Annotated in this window: 19 protein-coding genes; 4 read left to right on the top strand and 15 right to left on the bottom strand. The window is 42.4% G+C overall.

The window, feature by feature from the left end:
• Nucleotides 1-50: 50 nt before the first annotated feature.
• From ACYQ28_RS15030 to gyrA, 4 genes are all read right to left on the bottom strand, one after another.
• Nucleotides 51-2,309 (bottom strand): bifunctional prephenate dehydrogenase/3-phosphoshikimate 1-carboxyvinyltransferase, encoded by a 2,259-nt coding sequence (locus ACYQ28_RS15030; RefSeq protein ID WP_460051433.1) that lies wholly within the window; start codon nucleotides 2,307-2,309, stop codon nucleotides 51-53.
• 105 nt (nucleotides 2,310-2,414) lie between these two features.
• A complete protein-coding gene (gene cysC / locus ACYQ28_RS15025; protein ID WP_460051432.1) occupies nucleotides 2,415-3,023 on the bottom strand; it encodes an adenylyl-sulfate kinase in 609 nt (202 codons plus the stop codon).
• A 135-nt stretch (nucleotides 3,024-3,158) separates the two neighbouring features.
• Complete coding sequence (pheA, locus tag ACYQ28_RS15020; RefSeq protein WP_460051430.1) at nucleotides 3,159-4,292, bottom strand: prephenate dehydratase; 1,134 nt, start codon at nucleotides 4,290-4,292, stop codon at nucleotides 3,159-3,161.
• A gap of 110 nt (nucleotides 4,293-4,402) precedes the next feature.
• On the bottom strand, nucleotides 4,403-6,988 hold the full coding sequence (gyrA, locus tag ACYQ28_RS15015; protein WP_460051428.1) for a DNA gyrase subunit A: 2,586 nt from the start codon (nucleotides 6,986-6,988) through the stop codon (nucleotides 4,403-4,405).
• 376 nt (nucleotides 6,989-7,364) lie between these two features.
• Here gyrA and ACYQ28_RS15010 point away from each other — a divergent pair, with 376 nt between their 5' ends.
• The 4 genes from ACYQ28_RS15010 to ACYQ28_RS14995 all read left to right on the top strand — a co-directional run bounded on the left by ACYQ28_RS15010 (nucleotide 7,365) and on the right by ACYQ28_RS14995 (nucleotide 11,043).
• Nucleotides 7,365-8,708, top strand: coding sequence for a TRZ/ATZ family hydrolase (locus tag ACYQ28_RS15010; protein ID WP_460051427.1), 1,344 nt, complete (start codon nucleotides 7,365-7,367; stop codon nucleotides 8,706-8,708).
• 108 nt (nucleotides 8,709-8,816) lie between these two features.
• Nucleotides 8,817-9,515, top strand: a complete 699-nt coding sequence (ubiG, locus tag ACYQ28_RS15005; protein WP_460051426.1) for a bifunctional 2-polyprenyl-6-hydroxyphenol methylase/3-demethylubiquinol 3-O-methyltransferase UbiG — start codon at nucleotides 8,817-8,819, stop codon at nucleotides 9,513-9,515.
• Nucleotides 9,516-9,529: 14 nt separating this feature from the next.
• A complete protein-coding gene (locus ACYQ28_RS15000; RefSeq protein WP_460051424.1) occupies nucleotides 9,530-10,195 on the top strand; it encodes an HAD family hydrolase in 666 nt (221 codons plus the stop codon).
• A gap of 89 nt (nucleotides 10,196-10,284) precedes the next feature.
• Nucleotides 10,285-11,043, top strand: a complete 759-nt coding sequence (locus tag ACYQ28_RS14995) for a YciK family oxidoreductase (protein ID WP_460051423.1) — start codon at nucleotides 10,285-10,287, stop codon at nucleotides 11,041-11,043.
• Between the two features lie 257 nt (nucleotides 11,044-11,300).
• Here the strand turns inward: ACYQ28_RS14995 and ACYQ28_RS14990 are convergent, their stop codons facing one another.
• The 11 genes from ACYQ28_RS14990 to ACYQ28_RS14940 form a co-directional block, all read right to left on the bottom strand.
• A complete protein-coding gene (locus tag ACYQ28_RS14990) occupies nucleotides 11,301-12,545 on the bottom strand; it encodes a TIGR03862 family flavoprotein (protein WP_460051421.1) in 1,245 nt (414 codons plus the stop codon).
• Between the two features lie 402 nt (nucleotides 12,546-12,947).
• On the bottom strand, nucleotides 12,948-13,451 hold the full coding sequence (locus tag ACYQ28_RS14985; protein ID WP_460051420.1) for a GNAT family N-acetyltransferase: 504 nt from the start codon (nucleotides 13,449-13,451) through the stop codon (nucleotides 12,948-12,950).
• 217 nt (nucleotides 13,452-13,668) lie between these two features.
• A complete protein-coding gene (locus ACYQ28_RS14980; RefSeq protein WP_460051418.1) occupies nucleotides 13,669-14,061 on the bottom strand; it encodes a hypothetical protein in 393 nt (130 codons plus the stop codon).
• 254 nt (nucleotides 14,062-14,315) lie between these two features.
• Nucleotides 14,316-14,675: a DUF4431 domain-containing protein gene (locus ACYQ28_RS14975; protein WP_460051417.1), complete on the bottom strand. Its 360-nt coding sequence runs from the start codon at nucleotides 14,673-14,675 to the stop codon at nucleotides 14,316-14,318.
• A 437-nt stretch (nucleotides 14,676-15,112) separates the two neighbouring features.
• Nucleotides 15,113-15,550, bottom strand: a complete 438-nt coding sequence (locus ACYQ28_RS14970; protein WP_460051415.1) for a DUF695 domain-containing protein — start codon at nucleotides 15,548-15,550, stop codon at nucleotides 15,113-15,115.
• Nucleotides 15,551-16,078: 528 nt separating this feature from the next.
• Complete coding sequence (locus ACYQ28_RS14965; RefSeq protein WP_460051414.1) at nucleotides 16,079-16,381, bottom strand: hypothetical protein; 303 nt, start codon at nucleotides 16,379-16,381, stop codon at nucleotides 16,079-16,081.
• A 938-nt stretch (nucleotides 16,382-17,319) separates the two neighbouring features.
• Nucleotides 17,320-17,829 (bottom strand): hypothetical protein, encoded by a 510-nt coding sequence (locus tag ACYQ28_RS14960; protein WP_460051412.1) that lies wholly within the window; start codon nucleotides 17,827-17,829, stop codon nucleotides 17,320-17,322.
• Between the two features lie 676 nt (nucleotides 17,830-18,505).
• Complete coding sequence (locus ACYQ28_RS14955; RefSeq protein WP_460051410.1) at nucleotides 18,506-18,742, bottom strand: hypothetical protein; 237 nt, start codon at nucleotides 18,740-18,742, stop codon at nucleotides 18,506-18,508.
• A gap of 94 nt (nucleotides 18,743-18,836) precedes the next feature.
• Nucleotides 18,837-19,592 (bottom strand): class I SAM-dependent methyltransferase, encoded by a 756-nt coding sequence (locus ACYQ28_RS14950; protein WP_460051409.1) that lies wholly within the window; start codon nucleotides 19,590-19,592, stop codon nucleotides 18,837-18,839.
• 257 nt (nucleotides 19,593-19,849) lie between these two features.
• Complete coding sequence (locus ACYQ28_RS14945; RefSeq protein ID WP_460164722.1) at nucleotides 19,850-20,260, bottom strand: hypothetical protein; 411 nt, start codon at nucleotides 20,258-20,260, stop codon at nucleotides 19,850-19,852.
• A 204-nt stretch (nucleotides 20,261-20,464) separates the two neighbouring features.
• Nucleotides 20,465-20,590, bottom strand: coding sequence for a hypothetical protein (locus ACYQ28_RS14940; protein WP_460051405.1), 126 nt, complete (start codon nucleotides 20,588-20,590; stop codon nucleotides 20,465-20,467).
• Between the last annotated feature and the right edge of the window lie 156 nt (nucleotides 20,591-20,746).

Genomic DNA, 20,746 nt, shown 5'->3' with positions numbered 1-20,746 from the left:
TTTTACGATAAAAACGGGCGGCATTATAATCATTTACCGCCCTACTTTGCCTAACTTTGTACTTCTATCGATATACCCACTTGTTTGGCAAGCTCTGCAAACCCTGGGAACGAAGTTGCAACGGTCGCACAGTCGTGGATACGAATTTCTTCGGTAGCGATCAAAGACGCTACTGCAAATGACATAGCAATTCGATGGTCGTGGTGGGTTTGAATATCGCCGCCCAACAGTGGCTTGCCACCATTGATCACCATACCATCAGGCGTTGGTGTTGCATCGGCACCAATGGCGTTTAAGCCATCGGCCATAACCTGAATGCGATCGCTTTCTTTCACACGAAGCTCTTCAGCACCGCTCAAAATCGTAGTGCCGTCAGCACTTGCGGCGGCAATAAATAACACCGGAAACTCATCGATCGCTAAAGGTACTTGGTCTTCTGGAATATGAATTCCTTTAAGTGGGGCGTACTGAACTTGAATGTCGGCAACTGGTTCGCCACCCACTTCTCGCTCGTTGAGCAAGGTAATGTTAGCGCCCATTTCTCGCAAAATATTGATAACTCCAACCCGAGTTGGATTAATGCCAACGTGCTGTAATGTTAGGTTCGAACCCGGAGTGATTGCAGCGGCAACCATAAAGAATGCCGACGAAGAGATGTCTGCGGGAACTTCGATATTCGCAGCCGTAAGTTTACCGCCACCGGTCAAAGTCACTTTATTGCCTTCGGTTTTAACATCGTAACCAAAACCGCGCAGCATGCGTTCTGTATGATCACGTGTCGGAGCAGGCTCGGTAACACTGGTTGTGCCATCGGCGTATAAACTCGCTAACAACACACAGGATTTTACCTGTGCACTTGCCATCGGCATATCGTAATGAATGGCTTGTGGCTTAGTTGAACCGGAAATTCTCAATGGCGGGCAACCACCCTCTTCTGTTCCTACCGTTACGCCCATTTCTGCCAAGGGTTTAGCCACACGCCCCATAGGTCGTTTTGAAAGAGACACATCGCCGATTAAGGTTGAATCGAACTCTTGCCCAGCCAATAAACCGGCCATTAAGCGCATGGCAGTGCCTGAATTTCCCATATCAAGCGCATTTTTAGGCGCTTTCAAACCGTGAAGACCAACACCGTGAATAGTTACCTCACCGTTAGTCGGGCCTTCAATATGGACACCCATGTCTTTAAAAGCCTGTAATGTGGCCAATGCATCTTCGCCTTCGAGAAATCCGGTAACGTGTGTCACGCCCTCGGCTAAAGAGCCCAACATAATCGATCGATGAGAAATCGATTTATCACCGGGAACTCGAATACTGCCGGAGACAGAACCACCGGGCTTTAATACATAATTGATTTTGTTAGACATGGATGACTCTTGTTCTTGGGTAGTCGTTGACGACTGACTGCTGTTACTCGAATGCGAGCGTAAAAATGCTTCGCGAGACTCTTTAGCTCGACAAAACAAACTCATAATTGTATCACTGTCGCGCCGCTCTACGGCATCCCTCAGTAGGTGCAAATTTTTGGTGAACAGATCAAGAGAACGCACGACCGCTTCGCTGTTCGCGCACATAATATCGTGCCACATTTTTGGGCTACTTGACGCTATGCGAGTGAAATCCCGAAAACCACCGGCGGCATAATTGAATATATCATCGTGATCAGGATCGTTCGCGAGAGTATCAACTAAGGAATAAGCAAGCGCATGAGGAAGATGACTGGTGGACGCCAGAACCTGATCGTGTGCTTCTACCGACATGGTTAATACTTGAGCACCAACGGCTTCCCATAGCGCTTTTACTCTGACAAAGCTCGGAGATTGCTCAGATTGACTTGCTAATTCCGGAGTTAATATGACTTTGTGATGAGCAAATAAAGTGTCTAAACCAGCACCAACCCCGCTTTTTTCAGATCCCGCGATTGGGTGGCCTAAAATTAGCTGCTCGGGAAAGTTGCCATAAATTTCCACCGCGGCTTCGCGTACCGATCCTTTCACGCTGGCCGCATCAGTAATTGTCACACTGGGACTCAAATAACGGTGACAGTCTTTTAGTACAGTGTTTACTGACAAAGTAGGAACAGCGATAAAGACTAGATCCCTCTCATCCAGTTCGGGCGCGAGGATCTCAAGGGATACTGCGAACCGATCTACCGCGCCGGTTTTAAGCGCTTTTTGCGCAAGATTTGTATTCGCCTCAACACCAATAATTTCTTCACAGACACCCACACGCTTTACACTTTTTGCAAAGCTACCACCGATAAGACCAACGCCAACAACCACTATTTTTCGAACTAATTTTGGTGACACGGCGCTCTGAATCCTCTCAATCGGGCAACTAAACTAAACAAGACGAATGTGAAAAATTGTTATAGGAAACTCTGATTAAATCATGGATGAGTTAATCGAAGATTCCTACAACGGGTTTTTAGGAATATAGCCCTGCGTCTCCAAATACGATATGACTTGATTTTTAGCGTCTTCAAGGCTGTATTTGGATGTATCTATTTTAATTTCTGGTGTTTCAGGAGCTTCGTATGGAGAGTCAATACCCGTAAAATGCTTAATTTCACCGTTACGAGCACGCTTGTACAAGCCTTTAGGATCTCGATCCTCACAGACCTCAATAGGTGTAGCGACGTGAACTTCAACAAATTGGCTTTTTTCAACCAAATGACGAACCATGTCCCGGTCTTGGCGAAACGGTGAAATAAAAGCACTCAATACGATTAATCCGGCATCAACAAACAGTTTTGAGGCTTCGCCAATGCGCCGGATATTTTCAACACGGTCTTCGTCGCTAAAACTGAGGTCTTTATTCAGACCATGGCGAATATTATCGCCGTCAAGTACATAAGTATGATGACTTCTTGTATACAGCTCGAAATCTACAGCATTTGCAAGCGTTGACTTGCCAGCGCCGCTCAAACCGGTGAACCAAATAATACAAGGTCTTTGATTTTTTTGTGCTACACGCTGAGCATGGGATACTTGGGTGTCGTGCCACTTAATGTTGGAACTCATCGGGTTTTAACCTTATATTCGGCAAAAATCACAAGCGATAAAAAAGGACTTAATGATGACTAAGTCCTTTTTACCGTTTACTAAATTTTAAGCGCGGTATAGTAGCGCTTTCAGTTAAACATTCAAAATAGTGATTTATAAAACCGCTTTAGGATATGAACCTAAGACTTTGATATCGGCAGCATGTTCATCGACAACTTTTAAAGCTTCCTGCACGGAATAATCGGAAATATGCCCAGAGAAATCGATAAAAAATACGTAGTTCCAAGCACCCATCTTTGAAGGCCTTGTCTCAATACGTGTTAGGTCGATATGGAATTGATGGAAAGGTTGCAACAGACTGTGTAAAGCACCAGGCTGGTTTTTCATCGCCACCATAATTGAGGTTTTATCAATCCCAGAAACAGGTACTGGTTCGGTACCGATAATCAAAAACCGAGTTGAATTATCGGGCTGATCTTCGATTTTTTCGTTGAGGATATTTAAACCGTATTTACGTGCGGCCAATTCACCCGCAATCGCTGCCGAATTCCATTCACTTTTTACACGTTTTGCAGCCTCAGAATTACTGTTAACCGCAATACGTTCAACGCCCGGATAATGAGTATCAAGCCATTTACGACACTGTGCTAGGGATTGCGAGTGCGAATAAACCCGTGTAATTGAATCGATTTTAGTGACATCGGAAACCATTAGGTTTTGGTGGATGCGCAATTCAACTTCACCGCAAATTTTTAAACCCGATGTCATAAAGTTGTCTAGCGTGTGATTGATAACGCCTTCTGTTGAGTTCTCAACAGGTACGACACCATAATTGACACTGCCGGATTCCACTTCACGGAACACATCATCAATAGCAGGAAGACTTTTAGTAACCGCAGAATGACCAAAATGCTTTAATGCGGCTTGTTGAGTAAATGTGCCTTCAGGGCCTAAATAGGCAACAGAAATTGGTCTCTCTAAAGCCAAACACGCCGACATGATCTCGCGAAATAATCGAGCCATCTCTTCATCGCCCAATGGTCCCTGATTTTTTTCCATTACGCGAGAGAGAACTTGGGCTTCTCGTTCAGGGCGATAAAACACAACCGGTTCATTACCTTCACGAAATTGGTGCTTGATTGCAGCAACTTCTTGAGCAAGTGTGGCGCGTTCATTAATTAACTGCGCTAACCGAGAATCGACTCCGTCAATTTTTTCCCGAAGCTCACCGAGCTTAAGTTCTTCTTGAGAAGTTCGAGTATCAGAATTGGTATCGTTGGTAGTCATTCCAATATATCTCTCTCTACAACCACCACTTCCCGTGTGATGGCCATTTAAATGTATGAAAATTTTGCACCTGTACGCGAGTTACCAAACTCGTTCAGGCGCTAATTGATTTATTCTTCGCCGAAAGAAGAGTCTTCTTCAACGTTAGATTCTGCATCATTTTCTGATTCAGACTCCTCAATACGTTGCAAGCCAACCAAACTTTCGCCTTCTTTCAATTTAATAACGCGTACACCTTGTGTGTTGCGTCCAGAAAGGGAAATTTCATCTGCGCGTGTACGTACTAAAGTACCTTGATCTGAGATCAACATCAGCTCATCACCCTGGAACAATTGCACTGCGCCGACCACCGAGCCGTTGCGTTCAGATACCGCCATGGCAATGACACCTTGGCCACCCCGACCTTTGGTTGGGTACTCGCTGGTTAAGGTACGTTTTCCATAACCATTTTCACTAACGGTTAAGACCATGCCATCTTCTTTAGGGATTACCATAGAGATCACTTTATGGCCTTCGGGCATTCTGATACCACGTACACCTCGAGAACTGCGGCCCATGGGGCGAACATCAGACTCTTTAAAGCGGGCAGCCTTACCGGCAGAGCTCAATAATAAGACGTCACATTCGCCATTGGTAATGGCGGTTTCAACCAACCGGTCGCCTTCATCCAAAACTAGCGCAATTAGGCCAGAATTTCTTGGTCTGGAAAATTGCGACAAAGGAGTCTTTTTAACGGTACCGTTCGCCGTTGCCATAAAGATGAAGTGATCTTCATCAAACTCTTTAACCGGCAAGATGGAGGTAATACGTTCGTCTTCATCAAGAGATAGCAGGTTCACCATCGGACGACCACGCGATTGACGACCGGCCACTGGAATTTGATAGACCTTCAACCAATACACTTTGCCAGCGCTGGTAAAGCACAACAGTGTATCGTGAGTGTTAGCAACCAATAAATGTTCTACAAAGTCTTCATCTTTAACCGATGTTGCTGCCTTACCCATGCCGCCTCGGCGCTGGGCTTGGTAGGCATCGAGAGGTTGACTCTTGGCATAGCCGCCATGGGAAATCGTAACAACACGATCTTCCTCATTAATCAAATCTTCGATGTTTAAATCGGTTTGAGAATGTTGGATTTCGGTGCGACGCTCGTCACCGAAGTTTTCCAAAATTTCGGTCAGTTCTTCACGAATAACTTCCATCAAACGCATAGGATCGTTAAGAATGTGAAGGTATTCGGTAATTTGTTTGAGTTTTTCTTCGTATTCCGCAAGCAGCTTTTCGTGCTCCATGCCGGTTAAACGATGCAATCGCAACTCTAGAATGGCCGTTGCCTGCTCAGGAGACAGATAGTAGGCGTTATCAACAACACCGTATTGGCTACCAAGACCTTCTGGTCGACAGGCATCATCACCGGCACGCTCTAAAAACTGCGCAACGTTACCAATTTCCCAACCACGGGCCATCAAGGCAACCTTGGCTTCCGCCGGCGTAGCCGAGCTTTTGATCAGCTCGATCAGCGGGTCAATGTTGGCAATGGCAACCGCTTGCCCTTCTAGGATGTGGCCACGCTCGCGCGCTTTGCGCAATAAATAAACGGTTCTTCGAGTAACAACGGATCTACGATGCAACAAGAAGTAATCAAGAAGTTGACGAAGGTTCAGCACTTTGGGCTGACCGTCAACCAATGCGACAATATTAATGCCGAACACTGTTTGCATTTGCGTTTGAGCAAACAGGTTGTTCAAAACTATGTCGCCAGATTCGCCACGCTTGAGTTCAATAACCACACGCAGACCATCCTTATCGGATTCATCGCGCAGTTCAGAAATTCCTTCAAGCTTTTTATCCTTAACCAACTCGGCAATTTTTTCAATTAAACGTGCTTTGTTAAGTTGATAAGGAATTTCGGTAACAATGATGGTTTCGCGATTGGTTTTTTCATCTTTTTCAACATGAGCGCGGGCACGTACGTAAATTCGACCACGCCCCGTTCGGTAGGCTTGCAGAATGCCACCACGACCGTTGATGATTGCTCCGGTGGGGAAATCGGGGCCAGGAATGATCTCCATTAACTGATCGATGGTTAACGTAGAATCATCAATTAATGCTAAACACGCCTTAATAACTTCGCGTAAATTGTGTGGAGGTATGTTAGTTGCCATACCCACCGCAATACCAGACGAGCCATTAACCAGCAAATTGGGTACGCGAGTTGGCAAGACTTCTGGAATTAATTCGTTGCCGTCGTAGTTTTCAACAAAATTAACAGTCTCTTTATCGAGATCCGACAGCAATTCATGGGAGATTTTAGCCATGCGAATTTCGGTGTAACGCATGGCAGCGGCGCTATCGCCGTCAATGGAACCGAAGTTACCTTGACCATCAACCAGCATATAACGCATGGAGAACGGCTGAGCTAAACGCACAATGGTGTCATATACAGCCGAATCACCGTGAGGATGGTATTTACCGATAACATCACCCACGACACGAGCAGACTTTTTGTAGGGTTTATTCCAGTCATTTTTAAGCTCGCTCATGGCGTAAAGAACACGCCTATGAACGGGTTTGAGACCATCGCGAACATCAGGAAGTGCACGACCTACGATGACGCTCATTGCGTAATCAAGGTAGGACTGCTTGAGTTCGTCTTCAATATTTACGGGTTGAATTTCTTTTGCGATTTCGGCCATATATGTGTGCTTGCCTAACGTGCAGTACGATCAATGTGGATTAGTCCAGCGCGGGAAATATTGGAAGAAAATGGCCATGTCTTTAAACTTTAAAAAGCAATTTGATGACTAGATAAAAGAGTTACCCGTTCACAATTCGCACAACCAGCCTCAATCCAAATAACATTGATTGAACACACCGGCAAAGTCTATTTTTAGCAGACCTGTTGAATACCATTTTCAGCCGCGTACAGCTTATTCTCAATGCGCTGATAAGCCGGTTATTCTATCATAGAAATCAGTAAGATACGTATTTTTGTTGATGCGCTTGTATATGCCTTGGGGCTATACTGGAATCAGGGTTTTAATAAATTTTTAAACAAGTGGCTTTCCATCAATGAACCAACAAATCGCCAGCAGCAGTAATGCCGATTTATTAATCTACTCGCGATGGATTGCGACTGTTGATGACAATAACACTCTGCTCGAAAATTCCGCCGTCGCTATCAAAGATGGCAAAATCATCGCGGTAATGAACGCCGTAGAAGCAAAAGCATTATTTCCAGATAGCCAAGCCATTCATTTGAATGATCACCTGTTGATACCGGGGCTCATCAATGCGCATGGCCACACGGGTATGACGTTGTTACGGGGTTACGCAGACGACCTGCCCTTGCAAACCTGGTTAGGTGAACATATTTGGCCGGCGGAACACGCTTTTGTAAGCCCAGATTTCGTCAAAACTAGCAGCCAATTGGCTCTCGCCGAAATGTTAAAATCGGGCACCACCTGTTTTGCGGACATGTATTTTTTCCCGGAAGCGACCCTTCAGGCTGTGGAAGAAACCGGGATTCGCGCACACCTTGTACCCCCAGTATTCGATTTTCCGAGCAATTGGCAGCAGAAACCCGGTGATTACCTATCAGCAATTGTAGGATTAATCACCAACCATAAACCAAACACTCTGGTCTCGTTTGGTTTTGGTCCTCACGCGCCCTACACGGTCTCTGACGACACCTTCCTAGCCGTACTAGACGCCAACAAAGCACTGAATCTCGGCCTGCACATTCACCTTCATGAGACTGCTCAAGAAATTACCGACAGCCTCGCTCAGTTTGGCAAACGACCGGTAAAACGTCTTTATGATCTTGGCGCACTTACCGACAAGACCCAATGCGTGCACATGACGCAAATCGATGACGAAGACATTTCATTGCTCCAAGAAACCGGAGCTTCGGTCATACATTGCCCACGCTCTAACATGAAGCTCGCCAGCGGCGGTTGTCCGGTTGATCGACTCCTAGAGGCCGGTATTAACGTAGGCCTAGGCACCGATAGTGCTGCCAGTAACAACGCTCTCAATATGATTTCTGAAATGACACAAGCGGCGATGCTTGCCAAAATTGTAAGTGCTAAAGCAGATGCGGTAAGTGCAGTACAAGCATTGCGTATGGCAACCATAAACTCAGCAAAAGCCCTAGGGCTGGCAAGCAAGATCGGTAGTATCGAAATAGGTAAAGATGCAGATTTATGCGCTGTTGATTTGAGTGACCTACATCATCAGCCTGTTTATTCGCCACTCAGCGCTTTGATTTACGGAGAAACTCAACACAAAGTCAGCGATGTTTGGGTTGCCGGCCAGCAATTGTTAGAATCGGGCAAACTCACGCAAATAAATGAACAGAGCTTGCGAACAGACGTGAACCAATGGCGCGATAAAATTTCGAAATCGTCTCGCTAATCTATAAACCGATAAGAGCACTTGATGTTAATCGTTCATCTTATTGAATAACTGCTCTTATAAAAACGCTTGGCATAATCCACCGTTTAGACAGAAGTGAAAATTGATATGACAAACGCCGATTTATCTGAAATCGCTAAATTTGACGCCAGTGCTTCTCGTTGGTGGGACCGAAACAGTGAATTCAAGCCACTGCACGATATCAACCCATTGCGCTGCAACTATATAGAAGAAACACAACCTGTAGCGGGTAAAAAAGTCTTAGATGTCGGCTGTGGCGGTGGAATTTTAAGCGAAGCTCTCGCATTTCGCGGTGCTGAAGTTACAGCCATAGACTTGAGCCCAGCGGCCCTTGAAGTCGCTCGATTACACGCCTTAGAAAGTGGTGTGACCATAGATTATCGAAAAATTACCGCTGAAGAATTGGTAGAAACTCACAAAGAAACTTTCGACGTGGTTACCTGCATGGAAATGCTGGAGCATGTTCCAAACCCTGCGTCGGTAGTTCAAGCCTGTGCCGATTTGGTTAAACCGGGTGGATTTTTATTTTTATCAACCATTAACCGCAACCCGAAAAGTTACGGTGCCATGGTTGTTGCCGCCGAGTACTTGCTAAAAATGGTCCCCAAAGGCACTCATGATTACGGCAAGTTTATTAAGCCTTCAGAGCTTGGCGCCATGGTTCGCAAAGCAGACTTAACCATCCAAGACATTACCGGTTTGGTGTATAACCCTATAACCCAGTCCTACAAATTGTCTGATCGCGATGTGGACGTAAATTATTTTATGACTGCAGTAAAAGGCTGAACACCTTCTCGATCATGACCGACTCTAATCGCATCAGCTGTGTATTATTTGATCTAGACGGTACTCTACTCGACACCGCTCCAGATTTTATACGCGTGCTCCATACCATGAGAGCGGTAAAACAGCTGCCACCTCTTAACGAACAAGATATTCGCAACACGGTTTCTGGGGGCGCTCGCCAAATGGTTAAACTCGCCTTTGGCGGTCAACCGGGTGAGACCGAATTCGATAGAAATTTGGTTGATTTTCTCGCCAACTACAACGACCTACTCGAATCGAGCAAAAGCGAATCCTGTTTATTTGAGGGTATTCAAACCGTCATAGAACAACTGGAAAGCAACCAGCGTAAATGGGGAATCGTTACCAACAAGCCTGAAAAATATTCCCTCCCCTTAATGGAACAACTTTCACTCAATCCTCCGGTACTTGTGTGTCCTGAGCACGTGAAAGAGGCAAAACCAAGTCCAGAGGCGCTATTTTTAGCGTGTTCAAAACTTAACGCGAATCCTGAAAACAGTATTTATATTGGCGATCACGAGCGAGATATTATTGCCGGTCGTGCCGCCAGTATGAAAACCGTTGTGGCTGGATGGGGATATTTTTCAGAAACAAACCCCACACAAGCTTGGCAAGCAGACTTCTACGCCGAAAACCCTTTAGACTTACTTGAATATTGCTAAGCAAATTTCTTCTCTCTGATTAAATCATGGATGAGTTGATCAAAGGTTCCTAAAACATAAACCAACATAATTTAAGCAGTACTTTTACTATGCAACTACCAGAAAACTTCAATATCACTCCAAACCTTCTCGAAAATAAAATCATCGTGGTAACTGGTGCGGGCGATGGTATCGGTAAAGTTGCTGCAAAATATTTTGCACAACACGGCGCCACAGTCGTTTTAATGGGTAGAACAATTGCAAAATTAGAAATGGTTTATGATGAAATAGAAGCATTGGGCAATCACAAAACAGCCATTTACCCAATGAATTTTGAAGGCGCTATCGAGAAAGACTACGAAGACCTAGCCATTAAATTAAATGAAGAATATGGCCGCCTCGACGGATTACTAATTAACGCAGCGGAGCTAGGTACAAAAACACCCATTTCAAATTATGATACCGAAATCTGGTTTAAGCTCTTTCAGGTAAATTTGCATTCACCATTTATGATGATAAAAGCACTAACACCGTTATTAGAAAATAGCGAGAATGCAAGCGTGATTACCACCAGTTCAAGTGTGGCAAACCAAGGACGAGCATTTTGGGGAGCTTATGCGGCATCAAAAGCTGCGTTAAAAAATCTAACTGAAATTCTTGCCAACGAGTGGGATGGCGTAAATAACATTCGCATTAACTCGGTTAATCCCGGAGCCACTCGCACCAATATGCGAGCACGTGCCTACCCGGCCGAAAATCCAGAAACCGTTACCGCACCACAAGACCATATGCCAACTTATCTGTATTTAATGAGTGACGCGAGCGTGGCTGTAAGCGGTGAAAACTTAAATCTGTCAGCGTCTAAATAACTTGTAGACGCCTACAGCAACGCCTGAAAAAGGAACCTCTGATAATGCCATCGTAATTTTATCAGAAGTTCTTTTATCACAGATTCTTCTAACCTCTAGTCCCAATACCCACAAATCTTGCCTTCCGTTGGCGTTCCCTTTTTTAGCCCATAGGTTATTAATTTCAAGAATGGTTAGTGATTAAAATTGAAAAGAAATTGGAAAGAAATTGGAAATCACATTTTCAATTTCTGTCATCTGATTAAACTAGGAATGACTTAATTAGATGTTCCTATAGTCTTTGACCTTTGGCTTAAATATTTCACTGCCGCCTCACCCGCAACAACGCCACTGGCAAAACAAGCTGTAAGAAGGTAACCACCTGTTGGTGCATCCCAATCCAACATTTCACCCACACAAAAAATACCTGGCGTGAATTTAAGCATCAAACCTTCGGTGAGTTGTTCAAAATCGACGCCGCCTGCTGTACTAATGGCTTCACTAATAGGACGGCAACTGGGCAAAATTTGAGGCAGATTTTTTATAAGTTCCGCAAGGGCATCTATGTTTTGCATTTGCTCTTTAGACGTCAGCTCTTTTAACAACGCTAATTTACTTCCAGAAATACCCAATTGTTTTCTTAACATATTACTGAGCGAATCTTTAGAGCGACGATTTTGTAATTTACCGCGAATATCGGTAACAGAACAATCGGGTAATAAATCCCAATAAACAATCGCCTGACCTTTATTGCTTATTTGATCTTGAATTGATGCCGATAGCCCGTAAATTAAACTGCCCTCAAGGCCATAGGCAGAAATTGTAGCATCACCCTTTTTAGAAGAGATTTGGCTGGTGAGGCAAACATTTTTTAATGGCTGCCCTTGTTGTTCTCGCTGAAAGTTATCACTCCAAGAATAATTAAAGCCACAATTACTCGAACGAAACGGCTGGCAATTAATACCCCGCTGCCGGAAAATCTCCATCCAACGACCATCTGAGCCCAAACGCGGCCAACTTCCACCACCCAGCGCAAAAATAACAACTTCAGACTTAACCGTTAGCTCACCTTCTGAGTTTTGAAATCTTAAATTGCCATGCTCATCCCACCCTAACCAACGATGTCGAGTTTCAATATTAACGCCAGAGTCTTTCAAGCGCTTCAACCACGCCCTGAGCAATGGCGCCGCTTTTTTTTGCGTAGGAAAAATACGCCCAGAACTACCAACAAAGGTATCAATACCAAGCTCTTTCACCCAACTGATTAAAGCGTCGGCATCAAAACGTTTTAGCCAAGGCTCAATTTGGTGTGCAGGAGTATAACGTTTCAAAAAATCAGACTTATTCTCCGAGTGCGTTAGATTAAGACCACCTATGCCTGCTCGCAGAAATTTTCTTCCAACAGATGGCATAGCGTCAAAAATTGTCACGAGAATGTTGTGCCTAGCTAACTGCTCCGCCGCCATCAAACCTGCAGGACCGGCGCCGATAATCACGGCATTTAAAGAAATATTTGCAGACATAAAAGACAATAATCAAAGCCTAAATAACGCCAATCTAACGGGTTAAAGAAAAAGGAATAGAGTATGTTCTGTCAATAACACACCAACCGACAGCACATCGATCAAACATTGCCCAACAACTGCATTCACTGCCTCAAACCTTTAGATTGGCAACATCAATTTACTGTATCTATTATTGTAGCGCCTTCAAGAGTAAAGATTAAACACCTCAGTGGTATCTATGCGCACCAGTCGATGTTAGATAGAAGTGCACTTGCATGAATGGTTTGTAGATGATTTTGATTGGCCCCATCAAAGTCAAGCGTGAGATTTCCTTCAAGGGTTTTCTCAATCCCAACCTTCTTAACAAACAGTATTTCAATTATTTCTACAGACTATCCTTTTTGAAATCTAACGCTTCAATCACGTATGTGTTGCGTGCATGGGTTTGTTATCTTCTAGTAACTTCTCAATTTGAGGTTGATTTAACCGAAATACCGAGATTTCATCCAATTCTTGAGCTCCAACATTCAAATAAAACTGAATTGCAGAGTCATTTGTTTTAAGTGCCCACCACTCAAACCGGGCACAATCATTTTCTCTAGTTATTTGAGCCAGATACACAAGGGCTTTCTTGCCAACTCCCCTTCCCTGACATTCCGGTTCTACATACAAATCATCCAGATGCAGACCTCGCTTTCCTGTTGTAGTTGAAAATGTAAAGTAATAAACAGCAAATCCGCATGGTTTCTCATCTAGATAAAAAATAATGGCTTTTGCTATAGCATCGTTACCTAGTAGGTTCGTCTCTATATCCGATAGAGTAACAGAAATAGGAAAAGGAAATTTTTCGCTAATAGCCAAATCATTAATGTATTTCAAGATCAGTTTCGAATCACTATCTTGAGCCGGTACAAATTTCAACATTCAATTTTCACTCAGAAGGATAACTCTGCAAAATAGCCTGTCATTTTTTTCATAACTTTCATTTACGCAGTTAAATTGTTTTTCTACTTCACTTGCCAATTTTGATACAGCTACGCATACGGTCATTTTCGATTTCTCGCTCCGCACTTAACTCCGCCAGCAAAGGCAGAAAAAACACGCTAAGATTTGGCTATCCCGATGGCAGATCTTGTTAATTTTACAGCGCATCGACTGTGTAAAAATATTCATCGTTAATTAATTTACTCTCGTCATCGAAGTAATAATGCGCCGAGAACCATGTTTCGAAGAAGAAAGCACTCATCGGATGGCATTGCTTGAATATGACATTCAATCTTGATATTACACCCGATAAACGACCTTTACGGTTATTTAAAGCTAAGGGAATTTCATATGTATGTTGTGCAATTTGGGCGGGCTCAATTCCGTAACTATCTATAAGCACCTCCCTAACCTCTTCAATCGATAGGCCGGTATCTATTTGTTCATCAATTTCGGCACTGAATTTTTTCAGAGAGCATGGGATTTTCCCAGCACTTGCTAGCTCTGAAGAAATCCACATAAAAATAAAAACGGCTATTCTGAGGTTCATAACTTATCGAAAGTTAGCGGTCCATAAATAGCGAGCCACTGAAAGTCCTTATGATCTAATCCAAACGCTAGATTGTGAGCATTTAGCGCATTAATAATGCCACCAAGATATTTCGCTGTAAGCATATTTGGCGAAACCTCTTGGACGATTGCATGAAGCCTATCCGCCACTTCGTTCTCAATAGGATTAACCACAACAATTAATAAGTGAATACGCAAGAAAATGCAGGCCGCTGTACCAAATGGAGTAATTTGTTAAAGTTTTTCCACATTTTTCACGCTTAATACAACTCCAGTAAAATGATGGCCCGTATGCCAATGAAAAGCTGTACCACGAACTGTATATTTCTTACCAATCTCTATTTTCAGCTCTTCCGGAATAATAAGTTGAACTTGAGATAAAGAAACTTCGTTGTCTGAAAACTCCCCATCCGGGGCAAAGCATTCCGCTTTATCAAACTTCAACGCTCTATAGTGCGCCAATGAATCTTCTGTTTTATACAAAGCAGGAACAATTTCTCCAGAAATTTCGAATTCTTCCCCGTTGGCAGGCAAACACGCTAAACAATTACTAGAAAGCTGAAAAAACAGTGTTGAAAGTAGGATATTCTTCATTGGAGCTCTAACACTTTGCTTTGTGGCGCGCTAGCGTGTCCGGTGAAGCCAGAGCTTTTTAGTGACCAGAACGAATAGGTATTTCTCGGTGCTATAAGCGTACTACCAAACATTTAAGCTACCTTATTTTCTGCTACCAAGTTTGCCAATTTGAGCTACAAAGAACGAAACTACTCAATCTTACGCAACTATATTATTAATTAAAGCTACGAAGAGCAAAACTGGTCAACATAAACCTACTTTTTACTAAAAATTAATTACCACAATTTTGTAGCTGATAACATTTTGCACTCTACATAAGCACCCCAAGAAAGAGAACTTACAGCATAAGTAACGCCTAACATTTAACACTAATAAAACGCTAGAATAATTCTAACACCACAATAACCAGCAACTGTTATCGTATCCAGCACCAAGGGACGCCCAGTGAATTGTTATCAATCTGCACGTACCTGATTAAAGAAATAACTCCACGTCGGGTCCTTTTCGGTCTCTATTTCTATTGGGTATGGGTCTGCTTCTTGAGGCATATTCTGCAGTCTTTCCACGAATACTTCAGTCGATAGGCAATACCAGACCCATTCACGATAACCATCAGTTGTAATTACCGCACACAATACACCTGATAAATCAGCTTCTAGCGCATCCACTAGACGATTTTCGAAAACCTCCATACTTTGACTTTCATCAGTGGAAGGCATACCTGATTCATGCTGTGTGTAATCCCAATAAATACGAATAAGTTGAGAGTGATTAAAAATACCCGAATCTGGAGTTAACTCATTTCGGAAACGAATTATTAGAAGAAGATCATTATGCATTTCCTCTGCAACTGACCATTGATCGTTTTTTATAATGTCTCTCAATGCTTCCATATTTCCCTCAAAGTATGTCGGTGCAGCTATTAATGAATGTTAATCAAAAAAAAGTACTCTGATTACTACGTAAAGCTAACGCAGCCACGAGCTGTAGCTTTGTTAGGAATATGATTGGCGAATTTTTGCCGATTGCACCAAATTCTATTCGTTTAAATGATTACTCTCTTTGTCTATTTCTGTAATGACTTTTAGTAACGAAAGTTTTGAGTTTCTTAACTCATAAAGAAGCTACGACGACACTTACGTTGCTCCTTGCACTCTGCTTCAAAAGCATCTATTACTTCAATTGCTATTTTTATTTTACTTCAAATTTTATTTCTTAAAACTTCACTTTCTTGAGCGAGTGAAACTTGCTCATCAAAGTTTTTCATTCCAAAAAAATCGTCACTATCCATTTTCTCTGCCTTTAATGGATAACACCCTGCGCAGTGGAAAAACAGAACAGAGCTAATTTACGGTAAAGTGTGCGCAACGAACCCAAATTAGTGTCGCGTAGTTTTTCCGTTACTGTTGATTATTAAATAATTACACCTCACATTTATTGATGGAATCATTAAAACGGCCTCCGGCATCAATACAACGATCTATTTCGATCTGCCCAAGGACGTATTGATAAACAATATATCCCGTGAACAATAAGATAATCCAGGCGACAAAACCAACCAGAACAACCACAATTCCATCTGGATCGATTGATTTTAAGAAAGGCCGACAAATGAGATAGCCAAGCCCTTTAACTAATATCTCGAAGATCACATCAACAATAAAGCTTCCTATTAGCCGAAAGACCCCTACAACCATATCTCCTGCAATTTCACCGATTGGCATGGAATTATCCTAACACTTAACACCTTTATTACAGGTGAATTGTAGTTGATTATTTTTTGTTCCAATCAGTACAAAAAACAAGTAACGAAAATGGAGTCCAGTAGATAAACTTGTTAGAACGTTTCTGCCTCAAGAATAGATATAAATTCTTCACATTATTCTCTGTACAGATTAATTCCAAAACATCCACCAAAAATAGTCGTTTACTTGTTAATGATAATTGAAACAAGAGAGTTTGCGTTATCCCTCTCTATACTTAAGTACTCTCTATACTTAAGTACTCTCTATACTTAAGTACTCTCTATAGATGCCCTTGGATTTATCAGCCTTAGTCTTCCTAATAAGTCTATCTTTAATTAATTTCTTCAGCTCGCTGATATCACTTCTTTTTTACACAGTGACATTCCCATTTCTTCAAATATCATTTTCGACAACTCTGAGCAGATACAAGACCTGAATCAATCTTCAACAAGACTGACGATTTTTATCGTATTTGATTCGTTTCCCTGACGATATATAAAATTCATAATCTAACTCTAACGCTTCGCTAAACAACGAGATACACAGTAGCAATTCCTATGCAAGAACCTGTTTTGCCTGATGTTTAAGCGGTTTTTTATACGTTTTTAACGTAAATAACTTTTGCCGGTATTATTGAATTTACTGCTTTAAAATAAAGACCAATAAACTAAAAATTTACCACAGCTTAATGTGTACAAAGAAGAACTAACTGGATTAATTTTCAGACAGTAAAATACAAAATATTGGTTATCACACCAGGCATTTAATACTTTAGTTTGCCGAAACTTTTGCTACCAAGAACACTGAATTTCAATAATGATGCAAAGGTTAAATTCGCCAAAAATAATACAAAGAATATGTATAACGCCGGGCTTTGCGGCCCCAACGCGGAATGACGGTCAGGAAAGAGCTGCTTGTTATATGCGCAGTCCATATTTGCCCTTGATGTATTTTCCAATTTTGTTTTGCTCAGTCTTTAGATCGCTTATACCCCCTAAAAAACGCTTAAAGGAATTTATCGTGCTCCATGACTGAACAATTTCGAACTCTTCAATATCGGTCTGCTCGACGCCATCCGGATCTAATCGTGTTATCGCAACTTCGTAGGTGTAGTATTGCGTTGATGGTATTAAGCCAAGAAAGAGTAGCATTCCTGGGCTAACATCGAAGAAATGAAATTCTTCTTTCACGTGGATTCGAACGCAGCTTTGATCATTGACACCACAAGAATTACCGACTCCACGTCTAAACCCTATACTCTCGCAAAGGTCTGGCATTTTCTCGTTTATCGCGTTTGATTCCCCACTACACTCTATAGCTGAAGATTTATCCGCCAAGACCGGATCACCGATATCATTGAGTTTGTAGTTTGTGCTGCAACCGACCAGTCCCAGAACAATTACAATATTTGCGATTAGTTTTGACATGCCTCTTCCTGTATATAACACCGTAAGCAGGGACCGACTGAAAGAAGGGCCCCGACCCGAAAGAGCTTGCCTACCTTGCTTCGTTACGTCTTGTCGCAGACCCACTCTGGCTTCCTTTCTGGCTCGGCTCTGTCGGGCAATGGCTCCCATATATACTCGATTTATGTCAATTGAGACTGTAGTACTGAACACTTGAGTACCTAAACGTTATATACCCATCGTGATAAGCACCCAATAGCCTTATCTCAATTTGAACTTCATTATTGTCATCTTCCGACACAACCAGTTTATCAAGCCAAGAATCATGAGGGCACTTATGGCTCTTTGAGCTTCTGTACCAATCTTCAAATACAAACTCTTTTGGGTGTAAATTTAGTTGGTCTTTTATCGAGGCTAAATACTCTCGATATTCATAGGCGTTCACTTTAAAAGCTTCGTATTCTAGGTGATCTATATCTTTACTGAGTATGTACATCGCTTTTTACACATACCTATAACTAAGGGGCAACAAAAGCGAAGCTTTTAACGTCTGGTGAAGGCACGAAGTGCCGTAACGAACTTGAGCGTGTTGTAATGCGTGTGTTACCTAACAGGTGCTTTTTTAAAGATATCGTTGTGTTCATTATCAAATGCATAGTGCACACAATAGTTTAAACAACCTCTAATAGGCTTACCGCTAGAAACTCTCTAAGAGAGAAACTTCTATATAGCACGATTTTTCATAACAATTAGCTGTTGCATACAGGGTATCTAAATCTTTGCCGTCTTCCTTTAATTCTTTAATTACAGCTTGCAGTGCGTTCTTGCTGTGCAACGGAGAACTATTTTCATCGATCATCTGAAACACTTCAGCTACCAAGGTAAAGGAGGAAAATATTATGGAAATCAGGCAGAATGCAAGTTTCGGTTTCATGTGATTATGCCTAACACCTTGCTCACTGGAAAGTTGGGAGCGAACGAGCAATTTTTCTGTGTGCAGCAATTTGCTATGCTGCGGCACGACAATTTCACCCTTTTACACCCTTAGAACAGAAACGCATTCCGCTAACGAATACAGATATCGGCTGCCTCTCAATTTCAATTTGTGCTATCAGCTCATCAATTTCAAACGAAGCGGCAACATTCGATGACTCCATTCTTGGTTTAAGCAACTCCAAAAGCTCTCCAAGTGTATATTGGTCGCCTTGACCGTCAATAACCGCCTCAGCCCAGATTGCCTCAAACTTTAGTCCAGCTTTAGAAAAAGTTACGGGTAAATGGAATCCCATAGATTGATCAACACCCTCTTCGGCAAGCATTTTCTCGAGCAAAGAAACGCCTCTCTCGTGTGCCGGCATTGCATCGACAAACCCAGGACAAATAGTAGAGTCATGTTCTTCAAATACGACCAGACCACCCTCTCGTAGCCAGGGTAGCAGACTGGATAGAACTCTATCAGGGCTAGGTAAATACATTAAAACCCGACGACCAACCACTGCATCGAAAGACAAAAGTTCAATGCCTTCCAGATACTTCGGAGCTTCATTCAAATCAACTTGTAAAAAACGTACATTACTCTTTCCTGATTTGTCGAGTCTATCTGAGGCAGAAGATAACATCTCTTTACTGCGATCGATGGCTAACACACTGCCAGTAGAACCGACAATGTCACTCAAAACTTCAGAGACCTCTCCGGAGCCACATCCTAACTCAAGAACTGCCATGCCCTCAGAAATCCCTGCAGACTTAAAAAGTCTTTCTGTTGTTGAATTACTTCGTTTCACATATCGCTCCTTTGAGCACTAAATGCATAACATTTTGCTAGCGCGTCCGCTGTAGGCCACACTTTGTGACCGGAATGAATAAGAGCAACTTGTTAAGTCGCGCTCCCCAAATATTGCAAGACACTATGCTAACTTGGATATTCAGTGCTATCAAAATGGATTAATTTACCTTCGAAACTTTCTTGCCCGGTGCGCGCATTTTGCGCACGTAGTTGACTTGTTTGTTAGCTTTTTACTTACCATTTATTTTCCTGAAATTACATTGCTTCAATTAGAGGTGCGGCGTGAATATTAAGAGGAATGAAATTGTCATATATTTTATTTGCACCACTATAATATACGGTTTGTATATTCTTAAAATCCAGCTTGCAATTTTTAACGCCGATATCTGACAACCCTATACAAATCGCATTTTTCGCATGCATTTTGCTGTTGGCTGTAAAATAACAAGGGTTATTGCCGTCCGACATATCATCAATAGACGTGACATTGGGAATAGCTCCTTGTTCATTGAAGAGTTTTATAATTTCATTAGTGTCGCCATAATTGACTCGCAAGTGGGAACTACTTCCTTGGTACGTGGAGTCATTGATATTTACATGAACTTCGCCAGTAGACCCAAGTGATCCATGAGGGTGTAATACCATATAAAGGTGTGCTTCAAACACCTCTTGGTGGTATTTCTTATAGTTTCGGCCATGCCCTTCTAGTCCTGCTCTGAACTTTTCAACGACAGTTAATCCAAATCGTCGATTGAAGCTACGATCATAGTTAAGAGTTATTGCAGTAAAATTTGTAACCGCCTGATTGATCTTGTCTCTGTCTCGTATGCGGAGGAGCATTTCTGCGAATTTGGTTGCGAAACTTTCTACCTAGCCGGTGTTGTTATCTAAAGACTCATAACGAGCAACAATAAGTGCAAGCGCTAAGCGGAAGCAATCGAAGTATTCATCGGGAGCGTCCGGCGCCAGTGTATCGACGGTCTGCGTTTCGTCCATGTTATTTAGTTTGTCAATCCACCAATTCGCGGATCCATCAGTGCTGACTTCGGGTACACTGGGACTTCTAAAAATATCTAGGAACCTCTGATTAACCTAAAAATATTTAGATTATTATTTGAGAATACCGTTTATCAATGAATAATCTAAAATAAA

The organism is Sessilibacter sp. MAH1 (assembly GCF_054658315.1).
This window is presented reverse-complemented; position numbering and strand designations above follow the sequence as displayed.